Source organism: Streptococcus sp. CP1998, assembly GCF_041026655.1.
Taxonomy (GTDB): Bacteria; Bacillota; Bacilli; order Lactobacillales; family Streptococcaceae; genus Streptococcus; species Streptococcus dentalis.
In genome coordinates this window covers 573,558-599,930 of the sequence record NZ_CP163380.1, presented here as the reverse complement: position 1 = coordinate 599,930, position 26,373 = coordinate 573,558, and the positions used below count along the sequence as shown (strand labels likewise).

Sequence of the window (26,373 nt, the reverse complement as noted above, 5' to 3'; positions counted from 1 at the left end):
CTCTTACTTATATAATTCGTTAAATAATGCTGTAAAACTCCAAATTCCCACGTTTTTTTACCAATCTGAAATAATCTTCATCTGATAAAATTGCAAGCCCATCCTCATAGGAGGCAATCTTCTTCTCTGCTTCCTCATAAGTGGAGACAAAATCTTTCACATAAGACTGACCTTCAAATTGACCATTCATCTTGGTGTAGATAATGGCAAATTTTCCTGAACGATCCAGTTGAGACGGCCCATTGCTCTCATTAAGGGCAAAAGCAATCCGCTCTGCAATGCGTTTAATCACAGGAACAACTACGCTATTTCCAGCTTGTTTGTAGAGCTGACCATTGGAAACCCCCTCAGGGATTTTAAAGGATTTAGGATAGCCTTGAACATTAAAGGTTTCTTTGGGAGTTAACTTCCGAATCTCGCCACTGTCTGTCAAGATCAATGGAACATTGTGTCCACCTGTTCCCATATTGGCTGTCAAGGTAGGGACTACACCGTTTTTGTTTTCACGGACATACTGACGACGCCATTGATAAACCGTATCTTGACTAGTCACTTCAAACTTCAACTGATCGTAGAAATTTTGTTTCCCTTCTCGATAATAGTAGGCCTCATCAGGCTTGGCACCAAAATCAATGACATCAGCCAAGGTCGTTGTTAGTTTGATTTCCTCTGGGAATTCAAATAAGTCGTAGGCTTCTTTAGTATCAAAACCAACAATGTAGATCCGCTCACGGTTTTGTGGGATATTTCCATAGTCTTTCCCATTGAGTACCTTCCACTTGATGAAGTAGTTGTTCTCAGTCAAAGCCTCACGAATAACCTTGAAGGTATTGCCATGGTCATGACCGACCATGTTTTTGACGTTTTCGATGAAGATGGCACGAGGTTTACGTCCTTCAATCATACGAAGCAACTCAAAGAAAAGATCGCCACGATCATCATCAAAGCCCTTGCGATACCCCGCAATACTAAAGGCCTGACAAGGGAAACCTCCCATAATGACATCCACGCGCTCAGCTGGAATTTCTTCCGGCTGCACCGCATGAATATCACGACTATCCAAATGCGTATTTGGATAATTTAAACGATAAGTCTGACGCGCATACTTATCAAATTCATTGGCATACACCACTCTGAACTCGTTGGTCTGTTCAAATCCCAACTCAATTCCCCCAACACCTGAGAAGAAAGCTGCAATGTTGTACTTCTCAGGTCGGCTCGAACTTACAGAATTTGTCATGTAGTAACCTGCTTTCTAAAATAAAAGATATATGGCTCTATATAGTTTATAAAAAATATTGTTCTAATTCAAATTTTTCAATTCCTTGCTTTGAAAGTATGTACTCTCTTAAATGTTGATTTGCTCTTGGATTATAAAAATCATCAAACTCTATGTTTTGAATTTGGTTATCCTTTTTTAGCGTGTTATATAGATTTTTACTTAATCCTAGTTGCGAAATTTGCAACTCTTTTATGTCATTTGTTCCAAACATAAACAAATTATACAAATCATCAGAGATAATATTAAATTCTCTTAATGAATTTACTAATAAACCAATTTCAAAATCTACAAATTCATCATCGATTTGGAGTTTAATAATGGCGATGTTATACATATCATATTCTCTAGTTTTATAGTCATTTAAATCTATATAGACTTTTGCCCTGGAATCATTATAATCATTCGACTGATATGCCTTTTCTCCAAATTGGCTACCAACATATTGCATTAAATTTTTTTCATGATCCGAAGGAGAACTTAAAATATCTTTCCAATATGATACTAAATTATTTACTCTATCCTTTAGAGGAGAATAGGCGCTTGGAATAAAACCTGAATAATAATTAATCGTAGGTTCAAACCGCAAACGTTTGACATTGTTATTCGGATGAAAATACCTATAGTCTATATCTCTATCGACACCTTCAGAAACAAAATTATCAAAAAAAACTTCCTTAACTTTAAGCAAAATTTCTTTGTAGACATTATCAGCATTATGGATAATTTCTGTCTTATTTATAATTTTCTCTAATTTTATTAAACCTAAATCAGTATAATTTAATAGTTGCTGAGCTCCAGATCTCGTGAGACGAGAAATAAAACTAGGATTATCAAAATCATTAACTATATTACTTTCTAAAGCTAAAATTTTCTCAGAATTTTCTAAATTAGATCTATTTACTACAGAATTTTCTAACAGTGGATTTTTTACAGAATCCTTAATATTACTTCGTAAAGATTCAACTGTTTTCTTTAATTGACCATTTCTATTTTGAGGATAGCTATCAAGTTCCACAAAGTGTACAGGAACTAAGATTTTATTTAGTTCACCATTATTTGAAAAAATCTCATTCAATCTATTGACTCTACCAACTAAGTTTATTAGTTCATTAGTAGCCGAAAAACCTGAAATAAAGAATAAAGAGTCGATAGGCATATTCATACCAGCGAGAATAACTGAATTGGCAATTAAATGTTTAATTGAAGTATCATCTCTAAAACATTTTAGAAGATAATTCCTTATATTATTTGGTAGTCTACCATGTAAATATAGAATTCCTTTTGATAAAAATTCAATTAGCTTAAATTTAGGATGAACTATATACTTCAATTCTTCAATTAAATTACCGAGTGAATTTGGTAACTCATCATACTCAGGTAATTGGTCAAATAATTCTTTAGCGTAATGTTCTATATAAATAGGCCTATATAAATAATGCAAATTTTTTTTGTAATTTTTACTACAGTTAACAATATATTTTAAATTATTTTCCGTATTAGGTAATTTAAAAAAGTAACCCAGATATTGCTCGAAGACAAATTGTTCATTGGAATTACTAACATATCTTATATCTAAAACCTTCAAATTATTGTTAATTTTATACTGCTCTATATCCCCTTCTTCATCTTTTAACAATAAATTCTTAACATTTTGAATTAGAGGTGAAAAATAGTATATATTTAGTCCAGGATTTAGTTTCTTGTTGAGTTTAAGTAATCTTGCTAATAATAGGCTTCTATTTGCATGTTTCAAACCGAAATCAAAGTTAAACAGTTCATGCGCTTCGTCTATATAGAGAGAATCGAATATTAAGTGTTGTTCAATTAATCGCAACGCTCTCTCCTGTGTAACAATCGCAAGTACTCGTCGATCAGAATCATTATAATTCTGTTCATGAGTTATAATTTTCCTATTTAATTCTCTTAACTTTTTTGCTTCTCGGAGTACTTGGTCAATCAACGCTTTAGTAGGTACTATAATTCCAATATTGTCCAACTCATTATTTTTTAAAATATGTTGATAAATTATTTCGCTTTTTCCATATGATGTTGGAGCAATAAAAGCAAATGTTTTATTTCCTGAAGTAATGATTTCCTTAGATACTTTATCTTGTTCAAACGTGTTCATTTTATCACCATTTGAGAATTGAGCAAGTTTTAAATCCGAAAGAAAATAATTCAATATTCCTTCATCTACCAAACCACTTTTTAAAAGTTTTCGTGCAATTGGATAATAACCAAAATTAACTGAAAAATCGTATAGAGCTCTGTAATCTTTGATTTTAAAGCATGTTCTAACAATAATTGAATACGCAAACTCTATATAATAACTTCTGGATCTGTTTTTTTCAAATTCTTCAATAAATAACAATGATATTGCAAATAAATATTCTGCGTCTCGATTAGTTAATTTCTCTTTTATAAACAATAATTCTAAGATTGTATTTACAATCTCTTCTCTTTTAGAGAGTGTTGTCAATGTACTTTTTCCATCGCTACTCATCAATGATTTCCTCTAAGTATTCCAAAAAAATTTCAATAGTTTGTAAATTAATTGCGATAATTATTTCATCTTTTGATTGATGATTTTTTATAAAATTATTTAAGGTAGAAATCTCAAAATTAATTTCATTAATATGATGGTTCCCTCTCTTATCTGGTATAATCGTCGATCCTATAATAACGTTATTATCCTCAATTTTAAAATAATTTCCATTTGTATAATCTGTTGATAATTCCGCAACTTTTTGAACTAAACTATGTGGTGATTGAGCAATCTTTGTATGATTATATGCATTCCGCCACGGATTATTGATTTTTTCATTTTCACCAGATAATTGCTTCTTTAACCCATTGTATGCTCTATATACTGTATTCCTATGACTGTTATTATGTCCTATCTGACTAGATTTACTCTCTAACAACCAGAATCTTTCCCCCTCAAGTACAAGACCGTCAAACCCTTTTTTAGCAGAATTTTCTTCTAAATTTCTAAAGCAATATTCTTGAGAAAAACCTTTCGTTCTCAATAAACATATGACGACTAATTCCGCTATTGCTCCATTTCTTTTGTTAATGTCAATTCTTCTAAGATAATTTAGCAATTCTCTTGCTTCTTCCTTCAAAGATAAGGAACTTTCACGTCCCGAAATAATCGTTAACAAATTCTCTTTAATAAAAGTTTTATCCGTTTCAGATAACTGTTCAATAGCTAGTCTTAAGTAACGGTAATTCTTCTCACTACGTTCAAACTCAATATCTGATATAGACAATTTAATAACCTACTTTAACACTTTATTTTCCATTATACCAAAAAAACACGGCATACCGCCGTGTTTCTAGGTTTATTTCACCAACTTCTTCATCTCATCAATACGTGCAACAGTCGCGTCGTATTTCGCTTGGTAGTCGGCTTGTTTGTCGCGTTCTTTTTGGACGACTTCTGGTTTGGCGTTGGCTACGAAGCGTTCGTTAGAGAGCTTCTTACCAACCATATCCAGTTCTTTTTGCCATTTGGCTAATTCTTTTTCAAGACGAGCCAATTCTTCTTCAACATTAAGAAGGTCAGCAAGTGGCAAGTAGATTTCTGCGCCTGTGATGATGCTTGACATAACCAAGTCAGGCACTTCGACATCTGCTGCAATTTCCAAGTGTTCTGGGTTTGTGAAGCGTTTGATGTAGTTGACATTATCATTAAAGAAAGCATCGAGCTTGCTGTCGTTTGTCTTGATCAAGATAGTGATTGGTTTACTTGGCGCTACGTTCACTTCTGCACGTGAGTTACGAACGGAGCGAATCACATCTTTAAGAGCTTCAACGCCGGCTGCTGCTTCTTCGTTTTCAAACTCTGGACGAACCACTGGGTATTCCGCAGTCACGATTGTTCCTTCAGAGATTTGACCGTAGATTTCCTCAGTCACGAATGGCATGATTGGGTGAAGGAGACGCAAGATTTGATCCAAGGTGTAAAGAAGAACCGAACGAGTGATGACTTTTTCGTCCTCATTGTCGCTGTATAGCACTTCCTTAGTCAACTCAACATACCAGTCCGCAAACTCATCCCAGATGAAGTTGTAGAGGATGTGACCAGCCACACCAAACTCAAACTTATCGAAGTTTTCAGTGACCTTACCGATCGTTTCGTTGAGGTTGTGGAGAATCCAGCGGTCTGTCACGTTACCTGCTTGACCAGCAGCCACTTTAGCTACATTTTCACGCGCCACATCCAAGGTCAACCCTTCATTGTTCATGAGGATGTAACGTGAGATGTTCCAAATCTTGTTAATGAAGTTCCATGACGCATCCATTTTCTCGTAAGAGAAACGCACGTCTTGCCCTGGAGCAGAACCGTTTGAAAGGAACCAACGAAGGGCATCGGCACCGTATTTCTCAATGACATCCATTGGGTCAATCCCGTTACCGAGAGATTTCGACATTTTGCGTCCTTGCTCGTCACGAATGAGACCGTGAATCAGAACGTTTTGGAATGGTTGACGACCTGTGAATTCCAAAGATTGGAAGATCATACGAGACACCCAGAAGAAGATGATGTCGTAACCTGTTACCAAGGTTGAAGTTGGGAAGTAACGTTTGAAGTCTTCTGAGTCGACATCCGGCCAGCCCATAGTTGAGAATGGCCAAAGGGCTGAACTAAACCAAGTATCCAAGACATCTTCGTCTTGTTTCCATCCGTCACCTTCTGGCGCTTCTTCGCCAACGTACATTTCACCCTCAGCATTGTACCAAGCTGGGATTTGGTGACCCCACCAGAGCTGACGAGAGATCACCCAGTCGTGGACATTTTCCATCCATTGAAGGAAGGTATCGTTGAAACGAGGTGGGTAAAATTCAACCTTATCATCTGTGTCTTGGTTGGCAATGGCATTTTTCGCCAATTGATCCATCTTCACAAACCATTGTGTAGACAAACGTGGCTCAACCATAACCCCTGTACGCTCTGAGTGACCAACTGAGTGGGTCATCTTCTCAATCTTAACAAGGGCACCAATTTCTTCTAACTTCTTGATAACAGCCTTACGAGCTTCAAAGCGATCCATACCGTTGAATTCGCCAGCCAATTCATTCATGGTGCCATCATCGTTCATGACGTTCACTTGCGGAAGATTATGACGTTGACCAACCAAGAAGTCGTTAGGGTCATGGGCAGGAGTGATTTTCACCACACCAGTACCAAATTCAGGGTCTGCGTGTTCGTCCCCTACGATTGGGATTGGCTTGTTCAAGATTGGCAAGATAACATTTTTACCAATCAAGTCTTTATAACGGTCGTCATTTGGGTTAACCGCTACGGCAGTATCCCCAAACATAGTCTCCGGACGAGTTGTCGCTACTTCGAGGGCACGGGAACCGTCTTCCAACATGTAGTTCATGTGGTAGAAGGCACCTTCAACATCCTTGTGAATAACCTCGATATCAGAAAGGGCAGTACGGGCTTTCGGATCCCAGTTGATGATAAATTCACCACGGTAGATCCAGCCCTTCTTATAAAGCTCTACAAAGACCTTACGAACGGCTTTTGACAACCCTTCATCAAGGGTGAAACGCTCACGAGAGTAGTCTACAGAGAGCCCCATCTTGCCCCATTGTTCCTTGATAGTCGTCGCATATTCGTCTTTCCATTCCCAAACCTTATCGAGGAATTTCTCACGACCGAGGTCATAACGAGAGATGCCGTCCTCAGCCAAACGCGCTTCTACTTTAGCTTGAGTGGCAATCCCAGCGTGGTCCATCCCTGGAAGCCAAAGCGTATCGAAACCTTGCATACGTTTTTGACGGATGATGATATCTTGCAAAGTTGTATCCCAAGCGTGACCAAGGTGAAGTTTCCCAGTTACGTTTGGTGGTGGAATAACGATGGAATAAGGCTTAGCCTTTTTATCGCCAGAAGGCTTGAAAACATCTTCGTCAAGCCATTTTTGGTAACGACCAGCCTCAACCTCGGCTGGATTGTATTTAGGTGAAAGTTCTTTAGACATGTGTGTGTCCTTTCTAGTTATTTCTATTCTTTAGTGTTGATCTTGAGTCTCCCACTCACTCTTCAGCAAGCCGTACCTCAAATCATCACAGCGATTGCCTTGGGCATCTTTGCGGTCTCTTATGCGAGCTTCGAGGGTAAAGCCAAGCTTTTCCGCGACTCGTTGACTTTGAAGGTTGTATCCAAAGCAGACCAGTTCTATCTTGTGAAGCCCCAATTCTTTAAAGCCTAAGTCAATCAAGGCTCGCGCTGCTTCTGGCACATAACCTCGGCCCCAATAGTCTGGGTGCAAGGTATAGCCAATTTCCAGCACATCATCTTCGTGGCGATGGTTGAAGTCGACAGAACCAATGATTGTATCGGTCCCTTTAACTACTATGCCGTAACCAGCTGGGAGATTGTCCTTTTCATTGCGCTCGGGAAGGATATGTTCTAGGTAATAAATCTCATCTTCCAAGGTCTTGACAGGTGGAAAACCTGCTGGGTAAGAGACTTCTGGACGACTAGCATAGTCAAAGATATCTTCAACATCCGCCACTGTTCGGACTCGCAAGACCAGTCGATCCGTTTCGATTTTATCTGGCAACTCAGCTCTTGTCATTCTTCTTCCTCGCTTTCTTCATAAAGCTCCCCATGGGATCGACTCGGTCATCTAGATAACGATAAACACGCTGGTGCCCGTCCCCCATAAAGTAAGTTGGCGCAAAGCGGTCATTTTTAAAATGCCCCTTGTCATCTAAGAGCTCTGGATCAGCCAGTCGCTCGAGAATCTTGGCAAAAATATGACAGATGCCATCTTCCTCAATAATCCGATCCACCTGACAATCCAAAACGACTGGACAAGCTTCTAAAATCGGTGCCTGAGTTCGTTCAGAAATCTCATAGTCAAGGCCCAAGTGTTTCAATTTCTCCCTATGGCTGATAAAACCAGCCTGCTCCATCTGGAGCATGAGATTTTCATCAGGGATGTTGACAGTGAACTGTTGATAATGCTTAATCTGGTCAGCCGCATTTTCCTCACTACCAACACCGATGACCAGCCAATCTCCCAAGCTATAAGAGGAACTGCAAGTCGTGATATTGTCCCCAAAGTTCTGGTCCTGATACCCCAAGATGAAAATCGGAAAACCGTAGTAGAGTTTGCTGGTGTTAAAAGATTGTTTCATGACAAGCTCCTTCAGCTAGCGGGATAAAAGAAAAATCGTCCCTGTCATTAATCTGACAGGGACGAATGTGTTGATCCGCGGTACCACCCAATTTCGGGCAATGCCCGCAACTTTGTTTATTTCATTTTCATCCATTAGCAACTAGTTCTGACACATTTGTGGACTTCTCAGCACCGCCACTTTCTGTAAAATGTGGGATTCAAAACACCTCTAATAGGTTCATTTTAGCAAGTTTTCCTGGAAATAGCAAGAAATCATAAAAGCGATTATTTAAATTTAACGCCTAGTTCTTTCAATTTCTTGATTGTAGCTGGGCCGATTCCTTTAAGGGCCAACAACTCTTTTTCTGTCCAGTTTGCGAAGTCCGCAACAGAGCGAATACCTTCATCATAGAATGTTTGCGCACGATCAAGTGCCACACCTTCCAAACTTGCGACAAATTCTTCCACTGAAGAAGTCGCTTGTTTCACTTCTTTCGCCACTGCTTTTGTAGCTTTCTCAACCTTTTTAGGTGCTTCTTTCACAGTAGTTACAGTTGCGACAGCTTTTTCAAAAGATGTCTATTTTGATGTTTGTATTGTTTCGCACGGTTTACGTTCTTCTTTGCCATTTTTCCTCCTAAATTCAGTGATCAATTCCTAAGGCAACAAGGTTTCATCACCATAATTCCATTCAATAATCCGTTGATGTCATTTCAACTTTTTTATTGTATCACAATCCCCTAAAAAATCAAGTCATTGCTCAATTTTCAGGTAAATCTAGCCAGTAAAACGCCTTCAATAAGGCCATTTTAATATTTTCTTTCACCAAAGAGGCCATCTGGTAAATCATGAAATCCTTTTCCAGCATGGAAATTTTCAAACTTCCCTTGCAAGAACTGATAAGCGTCCAAACGGCTTTCATAGCGAATCATAGCAATTTTAGCTCGCTCATCCTGGTCTTCGTCAAAAACCTTCTTACTTTCTTCGAGAGCCATTTCATTGATCATGACTTGAGTCTTGATCCACTCCTCAAACTCCTTCATAAAATCTGTTTCGTAACTCATCTTTACTCCATTCCTCTATAAAAATCCGTATCGATCTCCCGATAAGGTTGAATGTCCTGAACATATTCCAAGACACCTTGAAAATCCCCTGCTTCATCACGCACGGCTGCATAGGTGACATGGACAAATTTCCCACGCGATTCTGATTTGAACCACATTTCATACTTGTCTTTTTTCCCTTCACGAAGCCCTTGCATGATGGCTTTGACCTTCTCCAAGTATTTCGGAGGGTGACACAGCTCAACATTACGTCCTACCTGTGATGGCGTCCTCTTAAAAATCATTTCCTCAAAAGGCGCAGCATCATTGTAATATTGGAAAATATCATCCTTATTGACAAAGGTGATCTCCATCGGCAGATGATTCAAGATCAAATTCGCTTGCTCCACTGACAAATAGCCATTACCAAACGGTTGAGGTTGGTTGCGATCGAAATTCTCTTCTTTTTTCTTAGGCGTGAAGGTAATCGTCAACTGTCCCTCAGGAGTCTCAATGACCTGACGGTGCTCGTCTCCATTTGAAGAAGAAAGCGGTTCAGTTGAACCTTCTGACTCTTCAGACGCTTCCTCCTTGAAGTCCACGCGTTTCGGCACCCATTTCTCACTTGGGAGAATAATGGCATAACCATAAGCATCACTTTCTTCTGCAATGGAGAGCCAGTCATCCTGGGTAAAGGCCTCCAACAAAATCATCAAGAGAATCGACTCTTCCTTGAAGATCATGCCCTCAAATTCTTGCGCAAAGGCTTCAAAGAGCTCTTTGACTTCTAAGATACTAGAATCCGGTAATTTCTTGGCCACATCCAAAACTTTCGCAAAGAGTTCCCGAATCTGGTCATCCACTCCCCACATCACTTTTGGTGGGGAATCATGCCCATATTTTTCCATAATCGGAAACATCAACTCTTCCTTACGACGGTAATGCCGGTCAAATTGACCCACCAAACCCAGCTGACGTAACAATCCCTTATGAATCTCCTGAATCATCTCAGGATCCTCAGTCGTCTCATAATTGTCTAGCAAGCGGCGTACCCGCATCATAGCCGCACGAAGGGCTAGATTCTCCTGTTTAAAGATTTGAACAGGATGACCAGGGTGGTCGGTATCTGCTACTTCGACCCCTTGAACCGCATTCTTAAAGAGATTGGCATGGACATCGCACAGCTCCATGACATCCTCAAAGGTGATGCCTGCATCGGAGTTCATCAGTTCATGCTCCATAAGGGAGATCTCAATCGCAGAAACCCCTGCAAAAGTCGCATCAAACCGTTCCTGAACCGATTCAGGGGAAGCTCCATGATGAAGCTCTAATAAGATATCTCTTAAGACATGAATTCGTTCATCACTCATTGGTCTAGCCCCACTACTTCATAGCCATTAGCCTCTAGCGTTCGCACAATCTTCTCCATAGGCGTACCTTCTAATTTTGATCCTTGTTTCAAAGAAACCTTGCGCCCAACTGTATTGCGCATGATCGGATTGGCTAAGGGTTTAAAGCCCAACTCCACCAACAAATCCAATACTTCCGGATGTTGATCAATGACTTGAGCCACTGGAATCGATACATCAATAACATTGTCCATTTTCCTATTTCCTTCACTCATTCTGTTCATTTTCTCTTCTTCACTAATTTCACAACTGCTTCTGTGCGTGCAGTATGGGGGAACATATCCACTGATTGAATATATTCAACCTGATAAACCTTCGTCAAAGCCACTAGATCGCGTGCCAAAGTAGAGACATTACAAGAGACATAGACCATCTTTTCAGGTGCATACTGCAACAAGGTCTCGATTAATTTTGTACCCAAGCCCGTACGAGGTGGATCCACAATCACAGCATTAGCTCGATAGCCTTCTTGGTACCAGCGAGGAATGATCTCCTCTGCTGTACCAGCCTCATAGTGGGTATTCTCAAATCCCATCCGTTTAGCATTGTATTTGGCATCTTCAATCGCTTCAGGAATAATATCCATCCCCCGAACACTTTTCACTCTATTAGCAAAAGCAAACCCAATCGTTCCAACCCCACAATAGGCATCTATCAAATGATCCTCTGGAGAAACATCTAGAGCCTTGACAGCCTCACTATACAATACTTCAGTTTGTTCCGGATTCAACTGGTAAAAGGCTCGAGGAGAAAGGGAGAATTCATAATCCAAAACCCCTTCCAAAATGGCTTCTTCTCCCCAAATAATCTGCGTTTGTTCCCCATAAATTTCACTGGATCGAGACGTATTTTTATTAACAGCAACTGTGACAATCTCAGGGTGTTTCGTGACCAAGTCTTGCACCAAATTATTTAGGTTAATCTGACGACTGGTAACCACAATGATCTGAACCTGACCAGACTTCCGAGCCCGTCGAATCATCATGGTTCTAACACCCAGTTCTTTACGTTCATCAGCAATCGGAATCTGATAATAGGTCAGTAAATCCGCTAGATCGTTGGCGATAGCTTGAATAACCGGATCTTGAACCAAACAATCTTTTAATTCCACCAAATAATGTGAATTTTGAGCATAGAGGCCCGCCTTCACCTGACCCTTGAATTTCCTTGTTTGAAATTGCAATTTTGCCCGATAGTAAAGAGGCTCCTGCATTCCGATTGTTGGCCGAATATCATACTGTTCAAATCCTTCAGGTGAGAACTTCTTCAAGGCCTGTTGCAATAAATCTGTCTTAAACTCCAGCTGCTTGTCATACTTCAAATGCATGATTTGGCAACCACCACAGGTCTCATAGATATCACACATGGGTGTCACACGAAACTTAGACGCCTTATTCACAGATAGGAGTTTGGCTTCCGCAAAATTTTTCTTGACACTTGTAATTTGGCAGAAGATATCTTCTCCCTTCAAAGCACCTGGCACAAAGACAAGTGTTTTTTTATAAAAGCCAATCCCTTCTCCGTTAATTCCCATTCGTTTAATTTTCAAAGGAATTTTTTGTTTTACTTTAACGTTCATATCCCTATCTTAACACATTTTTCGGTATAATAAAAACATGAAAATTACAAAACTAGAAAAGAAAAAAAGACTCTACCTCCTTGAATTAGACAATGATCAAAAACTTTATATCACAGAAGACACCATCGTCAAATATTTTCTTTCCAAAGAGAAAGAAATCAGTGAAGAGGAACTAAAAGAAATCCAAGAGTTTGCTCAATACTCCTATGGTAAAAACCTGGCCCTTTACCATCTTTCTTTTAAAGCTCGAACAACAAAAGAAGTCAGAGACTACCTGACAAAGTATGAGATTGAAAGTGGCATTATTGATAAAGTGGTCCAACACCTAAAAGAAGACAAGTGGTTAGATGATCGTCAATATGCAAGAAACCTGATAGAAGCCAACCTCCTCAGTGGCGATAAGGGCCCTCTCTTATTACAACAAAAAATTCAACAAAAAGGGATACCAAAATCTATCCTTCAAGAAATACTTGCAGACTATGATTTTTCAGAAGTGATCGACCGTACCGCAATAAAACTGCTAAAAAAATACCAAGGAAAATATCCGTTAAAAGCCATTGAAACGAAAATCATCCAAGCACTCATTTCAAAAGGTTTTTCTTACAATCAAGCAAAGATAGCATTCCAAAATCTCGAGCTCGAAACAGATGAAGAAACAACCAATGAGCTCATTCTAAAAGAGTTAGAAAAACAATACCGTAAATACAGTAAAAAATATGAAGGCTATGACCTCAAACAACGCTTAACTCAAGCACTGGCCAGAAAGGGATATGATTATAGTGATATAACGTCAGCTATTAGAGAATACTTAGATTCATAAACCAAATTGAAAATTAAATAGAAAAATAAGAAAAAATTTGAAAAAATATGATACAATATAGAGGATATACTTAGATTGTAGAAAGTTGGTAAGTTATGAAACTACCTAAAGAAGGCGACTTTATTACAATTCAAAGTTATAAACATGATGGCAGTTTACACCGAACATGGCGTGACACCATGGTATTAAAGATAACCGAAAATGCAATTATTGGAGTAAATGATCATACACTTGTTACTGAAAGTGATGGTAGACGTTGGATTACACGTGAACCAGCGATCGTATATTTCCATAAAAAATATTGGTTTAACATCATCGCCATGATCCGTGACAATGGTGTGTCTTACTACTGTAACCTAGCAAGTCCTTTTCACATTGACCAAGAAGCCTTAAAATATATCGACTATGATCTCGATGTCAAGGTCTTTACCAATGGTGAAAAAAAATTGTTAGATGTTGAAGAATACGAGCAGCATAAAGAAAAAATGCACTATTCAGATGACATCGACTTTATTTTAAAGGAAAATGTTAAGGTTCTAGTAGATTGGATAAACCAAAACAAAAGTCCCTTTTCTGAGGAATATATCAAAATTTGGTATAACCGTTATGTTGAACTGCGAAATAAATAAAGTTGGAAAGAGCGCAAGCTCTTTTTTCTTTTAAATTAATAAAAAAATAACTACAAAAAAAAGTCTAATGACAACCATTAGACTTTTTCGATACACTATCGGGAAGACAGGATTCGAACCTGCGACACCTTGGTCCCAAACCAAGTACTCTACCAAGCTGAGCTACTTCCCGATCTAAAGCTACCGCTTTATGCACCCTAGAGGAGTCGAACCTCTAACCGCCTGATTCGTAGTCAGGTACTCTATCCAGTTGAGCTAAGGGTGCTCATTCCTATTTAATTCTTACATAGCCTTCCGACCATGCACCCTAGAGGAGTCGAACCTCTAACCGCCTGATTCGTAGTCAGGTACTCTATCCAGTTGAGCTAAGGGTGCTTCTTTCAACCTTTGTCTATGCCGAGGACCGGAATCGAACCGGTACGATCGTTACCAATCGCAGGATTTTAAGTCCTGTGCGTCTGCCAGTTCCGCCACCCCGGCCTCCTCAAGCGAACGACGGGATTCGAACCCGCGACCCCCACCTTGGCAAGGTGGTGTTCTACCACTGAACTACGTTCGCATTGCTTTCTTTATATAAAAAAATGCCGGCTACATGACTTGAACACGCGACCCTCTGATTACAAATCAGATGCTCTACCAACTGAGCTAAGCCGGCTCATTATTATTCTCTTATGCGGGTTAAGGGACTTGAACCCCCACGCCGTAAAGCGCCAGATCCTAAATCTGGTGCGTCTGCCAATTCCGCCAAACCCGCAAAATATGACCCGTACTGGGCTCGAACCAGTGACCCATTGATTAAAAGTCAATTGCTCTACCAACTGAGCTAACGAGTCTTAAAATAATTTTCATTATCTTAACGGTCCCGACGGGAATCGAACCCGCGATCTTCGCCGTGACAGGGCGACGTGATAACCGCTACACTACGGGACCTATGGGAGTTAACGGGATCGAACCGCTGACCCTCTGCTTGTAAGGCAGATGCTCTCCCAGCTGAGCTAAACTCCCTTATGGTCGTTTAACTCAGCCAACGGTCAGAAACTGCGTTTCTCTTATCCGCCGATTGGAATCTCGATTGCCTCTCAATTCCAACTAAGCTAAACTCCCAAATGAGCCTAGTATCTACTAGGCTCAATCTCTTGCTAAGCGACTACCTTATCTCACAGGGGGCAACCCCCAACTACTTCCGGCGTTCTAGGGCTTAACTGCTGTGTTCGGCATGGGTACAGGTGTATCTCCTAGGCTATCGTCACTTAACTCTGAATGATTAAACATTCAAAATTGAACATCTATATTCTAACAAGTTAACCTTTCGTTGTCAATATCTTCTGACTCTTTGGATAAGTCCTCGAGCTATTAGTATTAGTCCGCTCCATTGCTCACACAACTTCCACTCCTAACCTATCTACCTGATCTTCTCTCAGGGCTCTTACTGATATAAAATCATGGGAAATCTCATCTTGAGGTGGGTTTCACACTTAGATGCTTTCAGCGTTTATCCCTTCCCTACATAGCTACCCAGCGATGCCTCTGGCGAGACAACTGGTACACCAGCGGTAAGTCCACTCTGGTCCTCTCGTACTAGGAGCAGATCCTCTCAAATTTCCTACGCCCGCGACGGATAGGGACCGAACTGTCTCACGACGTTCTGAACCCAGCTCGCGTGCCGCTTTAATGGGCGAACAGCCCAACCCTTGGGACCGACTACAGCCCCAGGATGCGACGAGCCGACATCGAGGTGCCAAACCTCCCCGTCGATGTGAACTCTTGGGGGAGATAAGCCTGTTATCCCCAGGGTAGCTTTTATCCGTTGAGCGATGGCCCTTCCATACGGAACCACCGGATCACTAAGCCCGACTTTCGTCCCTGCTCGAGTTGTAGCTCTCGCAGTCAAGCTCCCTTATACCTTTACACTCTGCGAATGATTTCCAACCATTCTGAGGGAACCTTTGGGCGCCTCCGTTACCTTTTAGGAGGCGACCGCCCCAGTCAAACTGCCCGTCAGACACTGTCTCCGTAGATGATTAACCTACCGGGTTAGAGTGGCCATAACACAAGGGTAGTATCCCAACAACGCCTCCATCGAAACTGGCGTCCCGATATCAATGGCTCCTACCTATCCTGTACATGTGGTACAGACACTCAATATCAAACTGCAGTAAAGCTCCATGGGGTCTTTCCGTCCTGTCGCGGGTAACCTGCATCTTCACAGGTACTAAAATTTCACCGAGTCTCTCGTTGAGACAGTGCCCAAATCATTACGCCTTTCGTGCGGGTCGGAACTTACCCGACAAGGAATTTCGCTACCTTAGGACCGTTATAGTTACGGCCGCCGTTTACTGGGGCTTCAATTCATACCTTCGAGTTACCTCTAAGCACTCCTCTTAACCTTCCAGCACCGGGCAGGCGTCACCCCCTATACATCATCTTACGATTTAGCAGAGAGCTGTGTTTTTGATAAACAGTTGCTTGGGCCTATTCACTGCGGCTGACTTTAAGCCAGCACCCCTTCTCCCGAAGTTACGGGGTCATTTTGCCGAGTTCCTTAACGAGAGTTCTCTCGCTCACCTGAGGCTACTCGCCTCGACTACCTGTGTCGGTTTGCGGTACGGGTAGAGTATGATTAACGCTAGAAGCTTTTCTTGGCAGTGTGACGTCACTAACTTCGCTACTAAACTTCGCTCCCCATCACAGCTCAATGTTATAGAATTAAGCATTTAACTCAATTCACACCTCACTGCTTAGACGTGCACTTCCAGTCGCACGCTTTAGTTAGCCTACTGCGTCCCTCCTTCACTACATACTCTAGTACAGGAATATCAACCTGTTGTCCATCGGATACACCTTTCGGTCTCTCCTTAGGTCCCGACTAACCCAGGGCGGACGAGCCTTCCCCTGGAAACCTTAGTCTTACGGTGGACAGGATTCTCACCTGTCTTTCGCTACTCATACCGGCATTCTCACTTCTATGCGTTCCAGCGCTCCTCACGGTACACCTTCTCCACACATAGAACGCTCTCCTACCATACCTATAAAGGTATCCACAGCTTCGGTAAATTGTTTTAGCCCCGGTACATTTTCGGCGCAGGGTCACTCGACTAGTGAGCTATTACGCACTCTTTGAATGAATAGTCGCTTCTAAGCTAACATCCTAGTTGTCTGTGCAACCCCACATCCTTTTCCACTTAACAATTATTTTGGGACCTTAGCTGGTGGTCTGGGCTGTTTCCCTTTCGACTACGGATCTTAGCACTCGCAGTCTGACTGCCGACCATAATTCATTGGCATTCGGAGTTTATCTGAGATTGGTAATCCGGGATGGACCCCTCACCCAAACAGTGCTCTACCTCCAAGAATCTTAATGTCGACGCTAGCCCTAAAGCTATTTCGGAGAGAACCAGCTATCTCCAAGTTCGTTTGGAATTTCTCCGCTACCCACAAGTCATCCAAGCACTTTTCAACGTGCCCTGGTTCGGTCCTCCAGTGAGTTTTACCTCACCTTCAACCTGCTCATGGGTAGGTCACATGGTTTCGGGTCTACGACATAATACTATTGCGCCCTATTCAGACTCGGTTTCCCTACGGCTCCGTCTCTTCAACTTAACCTCGCATCATATCGTAACTCGCCGGTTCATTCTACAAAAGGCACGCTCTCACCCATTAACGGGCTCGAACTTGTTGTAGGCACACGGTTTCAGGTTCTATTTCACTCCCCTCCCGGGGTGCTTTTCACCTTTCCCTCACGGTACTGGTTCACTATCGGTCACTAGAGAGTATTTAGGGTTGGGAGATGGTCCTCCCAGATTCCGACGGGATTTCTCGTGTCCCGCCGTACTCAGGATACTGCTAGGTATAAAGACTATTTCGAATACGAGGCTCTTACTCTCTTTGGCTGACCTTCCCATGTCATTCTTCTATAATCTTTAAGTCCACGTTGCAGTCCTACAACCCCGAAGAGTAAACTCTTCGGTTTGCCCTCCTGCCGTTTCGCTCGCCGCTACTCAGGCAATCGCTTTTGCTTTCTCTTCCTGCGCTACTTAGATGTTTCAGTTCACTGCGTCTTCCTCTACCTATCCTTAACAGATAGGAGTACTAGCCATTAGCTAGTGGGTTCCCCCATTCGGACATCTCTGGATCGTCGCTTACTTACAGCTCCCCAAAGCATTTCGTCGTTTGTCACGTCCTTCTTCGGCTTCTAGTGCCAAGGCATCCACCGTGCGCCCTTATTAACTTAACCTTATTTTTGGTCTTGCGACCTAAACTCTTTAAATATTTACAGCGTTTCGGTTTATTTTCTTGTTACTATTTGATATAGATATTCAATTTTCAATGTTCAATCTTAACACCCTTATAGTGTTAATGGAGCCTAGCGGGATCGAACCGCTGACCTCCTGCGTGCAAAGCAGGCGCTCTCCCAGCTGAGCTAAGGCCCCACAAGACCTCTCAAAACTAAACAAGACCAACGTACAGGTTTCCTTTTCCTTAGAAAGGAGGTGATCCAGCCGCACCTTCCGATACGGCTACCTTGTTACGACTTCACCCCAATCATCTATCCCACCTTAGGCGGCTGGCTCCAAATGGTTACCTCACCGACTTCGGGTGTTACAAACTCTCGTGGTGTGACGGGCGGTGTGTACAAGGCCCGGGAACGTATTCACCGCGGCGTGCTGATCCGCGATTACTAGCGATTCCGACTTCATGTAGGCGAGTTGCGACCTACAATCCGAACTGAGACTGGCTTTAAGAGATTAGCTTGCCGTCACCGACTCGCGACTCGTTGTACCAGCCATTGTAGCACGTGTGTAGCCCAGGTCATAAGGGGCATGATGATTTGACGTCATCCCCACCTTCCTCCGGTTTATTACCGGCAGTCTCGCTAGAGTGCCCAACTCAATGATGGCAACTAACAATAGGGGTTGCGCTCGTTGCGGGACTTAACCCAACATCTCACGACACGAGCTGACGACAACCATGCACCACCTGTCACCTCTGTCCCGAAGGAAAACTCTATCTCTAGAGCGGTCAGAGGGATGTCAAGACCTGGTAAGGTTCTTCGCGTTGCTTCGAATTAAACCACATGCTCCACCGCTTGTGCGGGCCCCCGTCAATTCCTTTGAGTTTCAACCTTGCGGTCGTACTCCCCAGGCGGAGTGCTTAATGCGTTAGGCTGCACTGAGTCCCGGAAAGGACCCAACACCTAGCACTCATCGTTTACGGCGTGGACTACCAGGGTATCTAATCCTGTTTGCTCCCCACGCTTTCGAGCCTCAGCGTCAGTTACAGACCAGAGAGCCGCTTTCGCCACCGGTGTTCCTCCATATATCTACGCATTTCACCGCTACACATGGAATTCCACTCTCCCCTTCTGCACTCAAGTTAAACAGTTTCCAAAGCGTACTATGGTTAAGCCACAGCCTTTAACTTCAGACTTATCTAACCGCCTGCGCTCGCTTTACGCCCAATAAATCCGGATAACGCTCGGGACCTACGTATTACCGCGCTGGCACGTAGTTAGCCGTCCCTTTCTGGTAAGATACCGTCACAGCGTGAACTTTCCACTCTCACACTCGTTCTTCTCTTACAACAGAGCTTTACGATCCGAAAACCTTCTTCACTCACGCGCGTTGCTCGGTCAGGGTTGCCCCCATTGCCGAAGATTCCCTACTGCGCCTCCCGTAGGAGTCTGGGCCGTGTCTCAGTCCCAGTGTGGCCGATCACCCTCTCAGGTCGGCTATGTATCGTCGCCTTGGTGAGCCGTTACCTCACCAACTAGCTAATACAACGCAGGTCCATCTCTTAGTGATGCAGTTGCACCTTTCAAGTCAACATCATGCAATGTCGACTTTTATGCGGTATTAGCTATCGTTTCCAATAGTTATCCCCCGCTAAGAGGCAGGTTACCTACGCGTTACTCACCCGTTCGCAACTCTTCCAGAAGAGCAAGCTCCTCCTTCAGCGTTCTACTTGCATGTATTAGGCACGCCGCCAGCGTTCATCCTGAGCCAGGATCAAACTCTCATTAAAATAATTGTTTGTCTTAAACTCATTCTGTCACTGACAGATTTATTGTTTCTTTATTGTTCAGTTACTATAACTTGCGTTATAGCGCCCTGCACATTGGTTCGTCTTGTTCAGTTTTCAAAGGTCTTTGTCGCTCTCGCGCGACAACTATATTAGTATATCATGACCTTCCCCTACTGTCAATACTTTTTTTCAAAAAATTTTACTTTCTTGAAAGTTTTTTGTTTATATAAAAAAATCAGGAGCATCAATACCCCTGATTCCTCTATAATTTAATTGATGTTTTCAATCTCTTTTTGATCTCTATTCTTTTACTTCCAATAGACCGATATCTCCGTCTTCTCTACGGTAGATAACATTAGTTGTGTTGTCTTCTGCATCACGATAAATGAAGAAATCGTGTGCTAATAGATCCATTTGAAGGATCGCTTCATCTATATCCATTGGTTCTAGATCAATTGTTTTTGAGCGAACAACTTTTTCTGTGGTTGTTGCTTCTTCTACAACTGCGTCGGTAAACAATTTACCTGCACCAGATTTAACACGATTTTTCTTTTCGATTTTTGTTTTATTCTTACGAATTTGACGTTCAATTTTATCCACAACCAGATCAATTGAACCGTACATATCTTGAGAGACATCTTCTGCACGCAGTGTAATAGATCCAAGTGGAATAGTTACTTCTACTTTTGCGGTCTTTTCACGGTAAACTTTTAAGTTTACTCGAGCGTCTAGCTCTTGATCTGCCTGAAAATATTTTTCAATCTTTTCGAGTTTAGAAACGACATAGTCGCGAATGGCTTCTGTTACTTCTAGGTTTTCACCACGGATACTATATTTAATCATATTAGTACCTACTTTCTAAACATTATGTTTTTATTTATATGTATATTATAACGCTTTCATAAAGTTTTTGCAAATCTTTTTTTACCTTGCGATTGAAAATGTCTTTATTTCTTTCACACCTTTTTCAATTAATAGGCGCTTCATTAATTCGATTGTTTTGCCAGTTGTGTAGATGTCATCGAAGATAAGATATTTCTGCTTTTTTGAAACTTCTCCTTTTAATTGAAAGTGTTGAGAGGTTTTTAATCTTTCTTCTCTTGTTTTTTTTGATTGGGCTAAGGTGCCTTCTTTTTGGAATAGACTGCTGTACTTTATTTCTGCAAAATCTAATATAGTCGATACTTGATTGAATCCTCTCTCCTGCTTTTTTTCATGGCTAATTGGAGTCGGTACTATAGTATAGCTTTTATACTTTTTTAAGGCTTTTTTGATGTCACATGCAAATACCATTCCTAATAAACGATCTCCTTCAAATTTATATCGCTTGAAATAGTCCTTCATTGCTGCATTATATCTATATAATGCTTCATGTTCGACTATATTCCCCTTTTGTATCCAGTATTCGCAATCTTTACATACTTTCTCCTCTTTATCTTTATAACATCTAGGACAATGGATTTCGCCAATTTGTTCGAAGTCTTCTTTGCATTCTTTACAAATCCATTCTTCTTGTTGATTCATAAAAATAAGGTCTGTGAAATGTTCACCAGTTTTCAACTCTTTCGTACAAAGCAGACATTCTTTCAAAATCCAGCCTCCTGATTCATTTCCTTTATTTCCTTAATCGCTTTCTTCATTTCTCGTGTTATGCCATCTGATAGGAAAAGTAGTTTACCTGTTGGTCTTTCTTTACTTCGACCGACCCTTCCTGAAATTTGTACGAGGGTACTTTTAGTAAATAATTTATGATTACTTTCTAAAACAAAGACATCTACAAACGGAAAGGTCACTCCTCTTTCTAAAATAGTTGTAGAGACTAGCATGGTTATGGCTCTGTTTCTAAACTCTTCTACCATTCGTAGACGGTCTGTTGTCTGTGAGGATACAAAACCTACTGTTTCTTTGGGAAAGTATTTTTTTAAGTTCTCAGTGAATTGTTGTCCTAATTCTATTTCAGATACAAAGATTAACAATGGGTAGTGAGTCTGTCTTTGTTTCTTGATCAGTTGCAATAGTTCGTAAGGGATTCTTCCTTTTTCTATTTTTTCTCTAATTTTCGGCACCCATTTTATTTTAGGGACCACTAGTGGGTTCCCATGAAATCTTCTTGGGAGACTATAACGAATGATTTCTTTTTTCTTGACCTTTTTATCTAACTCATCTGTAGAGGTTGCTGTCAAATATAGGGTATTCCCCTCTTTTTTTATTGCATTCTGAGCTGCTTTATATAAGATTGGATTATCCACATATGGAAAAGCATCTACCTCATCTATAATAAGGAGATCAAAGGCCTGATAAAACTTTAGCAATTGGTGGGTTGTAGCGATCACTAAAGGCGTTCTAAAATAGGGCTCTGATTCTCCATGAAGCAAAGAGATGGAGCAGGAAAAATCTTCCTCCATCCTTCCGTACAATTCTATACAGACATCGATTCTTGGGGTAGCAATACAGACTGCTTTTCCTGCCTTGATCGCTGTTGCTACAACCTGGTACATCATTTCCGTTTTTCCAGCTCCTGTCACAGCATGTACCAAGGCATGTTTTCCTGCTTTAACTGCATGGATAAGTCCTTCAGATACCTCTTGTTGATAGGAAGTCAAGGTCCCTTTCCAGTTTAGCACCTCTTTTCCTTCAAAGTCTTGCTGTCCAATAGCATAAAGTTTTTGATCACTCCGGATCCTTCCCAATTGGATACAGGCTCTACAATACAGTACCTCTTCACTCAACTTCCACAGTTTTTGATTAATCAAACTGCCACATCGAAAGCATTGGTACCTTCCATTCTGTTTTTCTATAGCTGGAAATTCTTGGGCAATTTCTTTTAGATCATTTGTCATTTGACTCTCCGTTAAGAGTCTTCCATAAGAATCTTCTATCTTCATACTTATTAATTCGCAAAAGTTGGAGAAAATCATTCTTTTTTTGTAAAATAAGAATATGGAATATGTTACATTTAAAGAGAACGGTACTGTTCAAGAAGAAATCAAAAAGTCAAAATTCATTTGTCATGTCAAGCGAGTCTCCTCTGAAGAGGAAGCTAGAGATTTTATCAATGCCATCAAAAAGGAACACTATAAGGCTACACATAACTGCTCTGCTTTCATCATTGGAGAACAAAGTGATATCAAACGAACCAGTGACGATGGAGAGCCTAGTGGAACAGCTGGGGTACCGATGTTAGGAGTTTTGGAGAATCATCGCATCACTAATAGTTGTGTCGTGGTTACCCGCTATTTCGGAGGTATTAAATTAGGTGCTGGCGGTCTGATTCGTGCTTATGCTGGAAGTGTGGCACAAGCAGTTCGAGAAATTGGACTGGTAGAAATCAAAGAGCAAGTGGTTCTTGGGATCACACTTTCTTATTCCCAATACCAAGAATTTGCTAATTTCTTAAAAGACCATCAATTGGCGGAACAAGATCCAATGTTCACAGATCAGGTGATGACAACTATTTTTGTGGATAAAGAAAATACAAACTCTATCACAGCAGCTTTAGTCGAATTTTACAATGGTAAAGTCATTATTAAGGATCAAGGAATTCGTGAGGTTGAAGTACCCCTGCTTTCTGTAGAAAAATAATTAAAATACTATCGGCAACGATAGTTTTTTTTTATCACACCCATAAAATTTCTATATTTTACATTCTTCCCGCAAGGGACTATACTTGTTAGTATCAAGAAAACCTAGAACTGAGGTATATTATGGCTATTTATGAAAATATTACAGAACTGATTGGGAACACTCCGATTGTCAAATTGAACCGTCTTGTTCCTGAAGGAGCTGCAGATGTCTATGTCAAACTCGAAGCTTTCAATCCTGGATCATCTGTTAAAGACCGGATTGCTTTGAGCATGATTGAAAAAGCTGAAGCGGATGGCTTGATCAAACCAGGTGATACCATTGTCGAAGCAACTAGTGGGAACACAGGGATTGGCTTGTCATGGGTTGGCGCAGCTAAAGGCTACAAAGTTGTGATTGTCATGCCTGAAACTATGAGTGTGGAACGTCGTAAAATCATCCAAGCCTATGGAGCTGAACTCGTTTTGACTCCTGGAAGTGAAGGAATGAAAGGCGCTATCACTAAAGCTGAAGCAATCGCTGCAGAAAGAAATGGCTTCCTTCCTCTTCAATTTGAAAACCCTGCTAACCCAGAGGTACATGAAAGAACAACAGGACAAGAAATCGTTGATGCCTTTGGAAAAGATGGTTTAGATGCTTTTGTCGCAGGTGTTGGTACTGGTGGTACTGTTTCTGGTATTTCTCATACTTTGAAAAAGAATAATCCTGCTATCAAAGTCTATGCCGTTGAGGCCAATGAATCTGCAGTCCTTTCTGGTGAAAAACCTGGACCACATAAAATCCAAGGAATTTCAGCAGGCTTTATTCCAAATACTTTAGACACTAACGCATATGATGGTGTTCGTCGCGTATCTTCAGAAGAAGCTTTCGAACTTGCACGCGCTATCGGTGGAGCTGAAGGATTCTTAGTCGGTATCTCAAGCGCAGCTGCTATCTATGCTGCTATTGAAGTCGCAAAAGAATTGGGAAGCGGTAAAAAAGTTCTTGCTCTTGCACCAGATAATGGAGAACGTTACCTTTCTACTACCCTTTACGAATTTGAATAATTCTCTATATCAAAAAAACTTCGATAGGTTTCATCAACCTATCGAAGTTTTTATTTTTTTTCTTGTTTGCTAAAGAATACCTTTCCTTCTTTGACCCAGGTCGGCATCTGTTGAGCTAAGGGCGCAAAACCACTCTTGTGACGGTCATTAGAAAAGCGATGGTGTCGAATGCTTCGTTGCGGGGTCTCTTCAAGCGTTCTCAGAGAGAGGCTGGCTTTCTTAGAATATTCATCAACATCGATGACTTGAACAAAGACCTTCTCCCCAATCGACAGAATATCCTGAATATTACTTACATAACCACTTCTAATCTCTGAGATATGAATCAAGCCCGTCACACCCGACTCTAGTTCAACAAAGGCGCCGTAAGGTTGAATGCCTGTGATGGTTCCTTCTAACTTATCTCCAATTTTCATATTAGTCCTCAATTTCGATGGTTTCAATCACGACATCTTCTACTGGCTTATCCATCATCCCTGTCTCAACAGCCGCGATCTCATCCAACACAGCAAAAGAAGCTTCATCCATCAATTGACCAAATACTGTATGACGTTGATCTAGGTGAGGAGTTCCCCCTTCTGTCGTATAGATTTCTGCAATTTTTTCAGGCCAGCCGCCGCGGACCAATTCCTTTTTCGAATATGGAAGATGTTGATTTTGTACAATAAAGAATTGGCTGCCATTTGTGTTTGGTCCAGCATTTGCCATCGAAAGGGCTCCGCGAATATTGTACAATTCTTTTGAAAACTCGTCTTCGAAGCTCTCCCCATAGATGGATTCACCACCCATACCTGTGCCTGTTGGATCTCCCCCTTGGATCATAAAATCTTTAATAATCCGATGGAAAATGACACCATCATAATAACCAGACTTTGCAAGAGCTACAAAGTTTGCAACTGTTTTTGGCGCTTGATCCGGGAACAATTGAATGTTCATCTCACCATGATTGGTTTTGATCACAGCGACAGGTCCGTCAACCGCAGCAAGTTCTAACTGTGGTAATGTCAATTCTTTTTCAACCATATTTAACTCCTCTAAGGCATAGAATATGCCATCTTCTTCTAAATTCTTAGTGATATAATCAGCTTTTTCTTGTAACTCTGGGGCAGATTTTCCCATTGCGATACTAATTCCAGCATAATCAAACAGTTCTAGATCATTTAATCCATCCCCAAATACTAAAACATTCTCTGGCTTCAAGCCCAAATGATTTACAAGATGAGAAACTCCTGAAGCTTTTGAAGCTTCAAAGCGGACAACATCAGACGAATGGGGATGCCACGAAACTAGGCGCAAGTCCTCTTGCAAAGAAGGGGGCAACTCTAGCTCACTATCCTTTTCATCAAAGGTCCACATTTGGAAAATAGGTTCTTTCAAATGCAGATCTGGATCTACGGGTAAGTTGGGATAAATGATGTCAATAGCATCACTGATCAAGGGTGTCCGATTAGACAGGGCAGCTTGATGACTAGCCACTAACCCATAATCAATCTCGGATTCTTTGGTCCAATCTACAAAAGAAGAAACGATTGCTTCATTGATTGGTGATTGGTAGATCACAGTTCCTTTTGTATTTTCTATATAGGCACCGTTTAAGGTTACTAGAAAATCAGGCTTTAAGTCCATGATTTCAGGAACAACCCCAAAAATCCCTCTGCCGGTTGCAATCCCTGTCCGGATTCCTTTTTCTTTCAATTGATGAAAGACTTCTTTGACAGATTCTGGGATCAATCCAGTTTCTTTTGCACGTAATGTATCATCAATATCAAAAAAGACGATTTTAACTTTTTTGGCTTTATAACGTAATTTTGCGTCCACTT

General features: G+C 41.1%; 19 protein-coding genes, 11 tRNA genes, 3 rRNA genes and 1 pseudogene. 4 read left to right on the top strand and 30 right to left on the bottom strand.

Annotated features, from left to right (window positions below; genetic code table 11):
• Window positions 1-19 precede the first annotated feature (19 nt).
• The 11 genes and pseudogenes from AB4X21_RS03185 to rlmD form a co-directional block, all read right to left on the bottom strand.
• A complete protein-coding gene (locus tag AB4X21_RS03185; protein WP_150905458.1) occupies window positions 20-1,240 on the bottom strand; it encodes a DNA cytosine methyltransferase in 1,221 nt (406 codons plus the stop codon).
• A 46-nt stretch (window positions 1,241-1,286) separates the two neighbouring features.
• Window positions 1,287-3,785, bottom strand: a complete 2,499-nt coding sequence (locus tag AB4X21_RS03180) for a DEAD/DEAH box helicase (RefSeq protein ID WP_150905456.1) — start codon at window positions 3,783-3,785, stop codon at window positions 1,287-1,289.
• Window positions 3,778-4,554 carry a hypothetical protein gene (locus AB4X21_RS03175; protein ID WP_150905454.1) on the bottom strand — a complete coding sequence of 259 codons (777 nt, stop codon included), beginning with the start codon at window positions 4,552-4,554 and terminating at the stop codon, window positions 3,778-3,780. Before AB4X21_RS03175 ends, AB4X21_RS03180 begins: the two co-directional genes overlap by 8 nt.
• Before the next feature lie 72 nt (window positions 4,555-4,626).
• Entirely contained in the window at window positions 4,627-7,278 is a 2,652-nt protein-coding gene (locus tag AB4X21_RS03170; RefSeq protein WP_369088162.1) for a valine--tRNA ligase, read from the bottom strand.
• A 30-nt stretch (window positions 7,279-7,308) separates the two neighbouring features.
• Window positions 7,309-7,878, bottom strand: a complete 570-nt coding sequence (locus AB4X21_RS03165) for a GNAT family N-acetyltransferase (RefSeq protein WP_155125438.1) — start codon at window positions 7,876-7,878, stop codon at window positions 7,309-7,311.
• Window positions 7,865-8,443, bottom strand: a complete 579-nt coding sequence (locus AB4X21_RS03160) for a flavin reductase family protein (protein WP_155125436.1) — start codon at window positions 8,441-8,443, stop codon at window positions 7,865-7,867. Before AB4X21_RS03160 ends, AB4X21_RS03165 begins: the two co-directional genes overlap by 14 nt.
• Before the next feature lie 266 nt (window positions 8,444-8,709).
• Window positions 8,710-9,053, bottom strand: a pseudogene (locus tag AB4X21_RS03155) (helix-hairpin-helix domain-containing protein).
• A gap of 180 nt (window positions 9,054-9,233) precedes the next feature.
• Window positions 9,234-9,488 (bottom strand): DUF1912 family protein, encoded by a 255-nt coding sequence (locus tag AB4X21_RS03150; protein ID WP_155125434.1) that lies wholly within the window; start codon window positions 9,486-9,488, stop codon window positions 9,234-9,236.
• A 2-nt stretch (window positions 9,489-9,490) separates the two neighbouring features.
• Window positions 9,491-10,837: a DUF438 domain-containing protein gene (locus AB4X21_RS03145; protein ID WP_155125432.1), complete on the bottom strand. Its 1,347-nt coding sequence runs from the start codon at window positions 10,835-10,837 to the stop codon at window positions 9,491-9,493.
• A complete protein-coding gene (locus tag AB4X21_RS03140) occupies window positions 10,834-11,070 on the bottom strand; it encodes a DUF1858 domain-containing protein (protein ID WP_003014300.1) in 237 nt (78 codons plus the stop codon). Before AB4X21_RS03140 ends, AB4X21_RS03145 begins: the two co-directional genes overlap by 4 nt.
• Window positions 11,071-11,096: 26 nt before the next feature.
• On the bottom strand, window positions 11,097-12,455 hold the full coding sequence (gene rlmD / locus AB4X21_RS03135) for a 23S rRNA (uracil(1939)-C(5))-methyltransferase RlmD (RefSeq protein ID WP_155171392.1): 1,359 nt from the start codon (window positions 12,453-12,455) through the stop codon (window positions 11,097-11,099).
• A 37-nt stretch (window positions 12,456-12,492) separates the two neighbouring features.
• On the opposite strand from rlmD, the gene recX reads away from it, so the two are divergent.
• Together recX and AB4X21_RS03125 are read left to right on the top strand one after the other, a co-directional pair.
• A complete protein-coding gene (gene recX, locus AB4X21_RS03130) occupies window positions 12,493-13,275 on the top strand; it encodes a recombination regulator RecX (RefSeq protein ID WP_155171390.1) in 783 nt (260 codons plus the stop codon).
• A gap of 95 nt (window positions 13,276-13,370) precedes the next feature.
• Window positions 13,371-13,904, top strand: a complete 534-nt coding sequence (locus AB4X21_RS03125) for a DUF402 domain-containing protein (RefSeq protein ID WP_369088161.1) — start codon at window positions 13,371-13,373, stop codon at window positions 13,902-13,904.
• Window positions 13,905-14,002: 98 nt separating this feature from the next.
• Here the strand turns inward: AB4X21_RS03125 and AB4X21_RS03120 are convergent.
• The 17 genes from AB4X21_RS03120 to AB4X21_RS03040 all read right to left on the bottom strand — a co-directional run bounded on the left by AB4X21_RS03120 (window position 14,003) and on the right by AB4X21_RS03040 (window position 22,810).
• A tRNA-Pro gene (locus AB4X21_RS03120) sits at window positions 14,003-14,076 on the bottom strand.
• Between the two features lie 19 nt (window positions 14,077-14,095).
• Window positions 14,096-14,169 (bottom strand) — tRNA-Arg (locus AB4X21_RS03115).
• A gap of 36 nt (window positions 14,170-14,205) precedes the next feature.
• A tRNA-Arg gene (locus AB4X21_RS03110) sits at window positions 14,206-14,279 on the bottom strand.
• 19 nt (window positions 14,280-14,298) lie between these two features.
• Window positions 14,299-14,384: transfer RNA gene (locus AB4X21_RS03105), tRNA-Leu, on the bottom strand.
• A 7-nt stretch (window positions 14,385-14,391) separates the two neighbouring features.
• A tRNA-Gly gene (locus tag AB4X21_RS03100) sits at window positions 14,392-14,463 on the bottom strand.
• A gap of 23 nt (window positions 14,464-14,486) precedes the next feature.
• Window positions 14,487-14,559 (bottom strand) — tRNA-Thr (locus AB4X21_RS03095).
• A 17-nt stretch (window positions 14,560-14,576) separates the two neighbouring features.
• A tRNA-Leu gene (locus tag AB4X21_RS03090) sits at window positions 14,577-14,658 on the bottom strand.
• A gap of 6 nt (window positions 14,659-14,664) precedes the next feature.
• Window positions 14,665-14,737: transfer RNA gene (locus AB4X21_RS03085), tRNA-Lys, on the bottom strand.
• Between the two features lie 24 nt (window positions 14,738-14,761).
• Window positions 14,762-14,834: transfer RNA gene (locus AB4X21_RS03080), tRNA-Asp, on the bottom strand.
• 2 nt (window positions 14,835-14,836) lie between these two features.
• Window positions 14,837-14,909, bottom strand: a tRNA-Val gene (locus AB4X21_RS03075).
• 133 nt (window positions 14,910-15,042) lie between these two features.
• Window positions 15,043-15,158 (bottom strand): 5S ribosomal RNA (gene rrf / locus AB4X21_RS03070).
• Between the two features lie 79 nt (window positions 15,159-15,237).
• Window positions 15,238-18,138 (bottom strand): 23S ribosomal RNA (locus AB4X21_RS03065).
• A 123-nt stretch (window positions 18,139-18,261) separates the two neighbouring features.
• Window positions 18,262-18,334, bottom strand: a tRNA-Ala gene (locus tag AB4X21_RS03060).
• Between the two features lie 53 nt (window positions 18,335-18,387).
• Window positions 18,388-19,925: ribosomal RNA gene (locus tag AB4X21_RS03055) — 16S ribosomal RNA — on the bottom strand.
• Together the 16S, 23S and 5S rRNA genes with 11 tRNA genes alongside form the textbook arrangement of a ribosomal RNA operon.
• Before the next feature lie 300 nt (window positions 19,926-20,225).
• On the bottom strand, window positions 20,226-20,768 hold the full coding sequence (gene raiA, locus AB4X21_RS03050) for a ribosome-associated translation inhibitor RaiA (protein WP_003012610.1): 543 nt from the start codon (window positions 20,766-20,768) through the stop codon (window positions 20,226-20,228).
• 81 nt (window positions 20,769-20,849) lie between these two features.
• Window positions 20,850-21,515 (bottom strand): ComF family protein, encoded by a 666-nt coding sequence (locus AB4X21_RS03045; RefSeq protein WP_003012565.1) that lies wholly within the window; start codon window positions 21,513-21,515, stop codon window positions 20,850-20,852.
• A complete protein-coding gene (locus AB4X21_RS03040; RefSeq protein ID WP_369088160.1) occupies window positions 21,512-22,810 on the bottom strand; it encodes a DEAD/DEAH box helicase in 1,299 nt (432 codons plus the stop codon). Before AB4X21_RS03040 ends, AB4X21_RS03045 begins: the two co-directional genes overlap by 4 nt.
• A gap of 55 nt (window positions 22,811-22,865) precedes the next feature.
• On the opposite strand from AB4X21_RS03040, the gene AB4X21_RS03035 reads away from it, so the two are divergent.
• On the top strand, window positions 22,866-23,507 hold the full coding sequence (locus AB4X21_RS03035) for a YigZ family protein (protein WP_003012605.1): 642 nt from the start codon (window positions 22,866-22,868) through the stop codon (window positions 23,505-23,507).
• Window positions 23,508-23,629: 122 nt separating this feature from the next.
• Window positions 23,630-24,553, top strand: coding sequence for a cysteine synthase A (gene cysK / locus AB4X21_RS03030; RefSeq protein ID WP_270300070.1), 924 nt, complete (start codon window positions 23,630-23,632; stop codon window positions 24,551-24,553).
• 50 nt (window positions 24,554-24,603) lie between these two features.
• Here the strand turns inward: cysK and AB4X21_RS03025 are convergent, their stop codons facing one another.
• Together AB4X21_RS03025 and AB4X21_RS03020 are read right to left on the bottom strand one after the other, a co-directional pair.
• Entirely contained in the window at window positions 24,604-24,969 is a 366-nt protein-coding gene (locus AB4X21_RS03025; RefSeq protein ID WP_003012561.1) for a S1 RNA-binding domain-containing protein, read from the bottom strand.
• 1 nt (window position 24,970) lies between these two features.
• Window positions 24,971-26,371 (bottom strand): bifunctional Cof-type HAD-IIB family hydrolase/peptidylprolyl isomerase, encoded by a 1,401-nt coding sequence (locus AB4X21_RS03020; protein WP_003012568.1) that lies wholly within the window; start codon window positions 26,369-26,371, stop codon window positions 24,971-24,973.
• Window positions 26,372-26,373: the final 2 nt, after the last annotated feature.

Coding starts and splice junctions, on each gene's coding strand:
- AB4X21_RS03185 (WP_150905458.1), bottom strand. CDS start 1,240: ATGACAAATTCTGTAAGTTCGAGCCGACCTGAGAAGTACAACATTGCA.
- AB4X21_RS03180 (WP_150905456.1), bottom strand. CDS start 3,785: ATGAGTAGCGATGGAAAAAGTACATTGACAACACTCTCTAAAAGAGAA.
- AB4X21_RS03170 (WP_369088162.1), bottom strand. CDS start 7,278: ATGTCTAAAGAACTTTCACCTAAATACAATCCAGCCGAGGTTGAGGCT.
- AB4X21_RS03165 (WP_155125438.1), bottom strand. CDS start 7,878: ATGACAAGAGCTGAGTTGCCAGATAAAATCGAAACGGATCGACTGGTC.
- AB4X21_RS03160 (WP_155125436.1), bottom strand. CDS start 8,443: ATGAAACAATCTTTTAACACCAGCAAACTCTACTACGGTTTTCCGATT.
- AB4X21_RS03150 (WP_155125434.1), bottom strand. CDS start 9,488: ATGAGTTACGAAACAGATTTTATGAAGGAGTTTGAGGAGTGGATCAAG.
- AB4X21_RS03145 (WP_155125432.1), bottom strand. CDS start 10,837: ATGAGTGATGAACGAATTCATGTCTTAAGAGATATCTTATTAGAGCTT.
- AB4X21_RS03140 (WP_003014300.1), bottom strand. CDS start 11,070: ATGGACAATGTTATTGATGTATCGATTCCAGTGGCTCAAGTCATTGAT.
- rlmD (WP_155171392.1), bottom strand. CDS start 12,455: ATGAACGTTAAAGTAAAACAAAAAATTCCTTTGAAAATTAAACGAATG.
- recX (WP_155171390.1), top strand. CDS start 12,493: ATGAAAATTACAAAACTAGAAAAGAAAAAAAGACTCTACCTCCTTGAA.
- AB4X21_RS03125 (WP_369088161.1), top strand. CDS start 13,371: ATGAAACTACCTAAAGAAGGCGACTTTATTACAATTCAAAGTTATAAA.
- raiA (WP_003012610.1), bottom strand. CDS start 20,768: ATGATTAAATATAGTATCCGTGGTGAAAACCTAGAAGTAACAGAAGCC.
- AB4X21_RS03040 (WP_369088160.1), bottom strand. CDS start 22,810: ATGAAGATAGAAGATTCTTATGGAAGACTCTTAACGGAGAGTCAAATG.
- AB4X21_RS03035 (WP_003012605.1), top strand. CDS start 22,866: ATGGAATATGTTACATTTAAAGAGAACGGTACTGTTCAAGAAGAAATC.
- cysK (WP_270300070.1), top strand. CDS start 23,630: ATGGCTATTTATGAAAATATTACAGAACTGATTGGGAACACTCCGATT.
- AB4X21_RS03025 (WP_003012561.1), bottom strand. CDS start 24,969: ATGAAAATTGGAGATAAGTTAGAAGGAACCATCACAGGCATTCAACCT.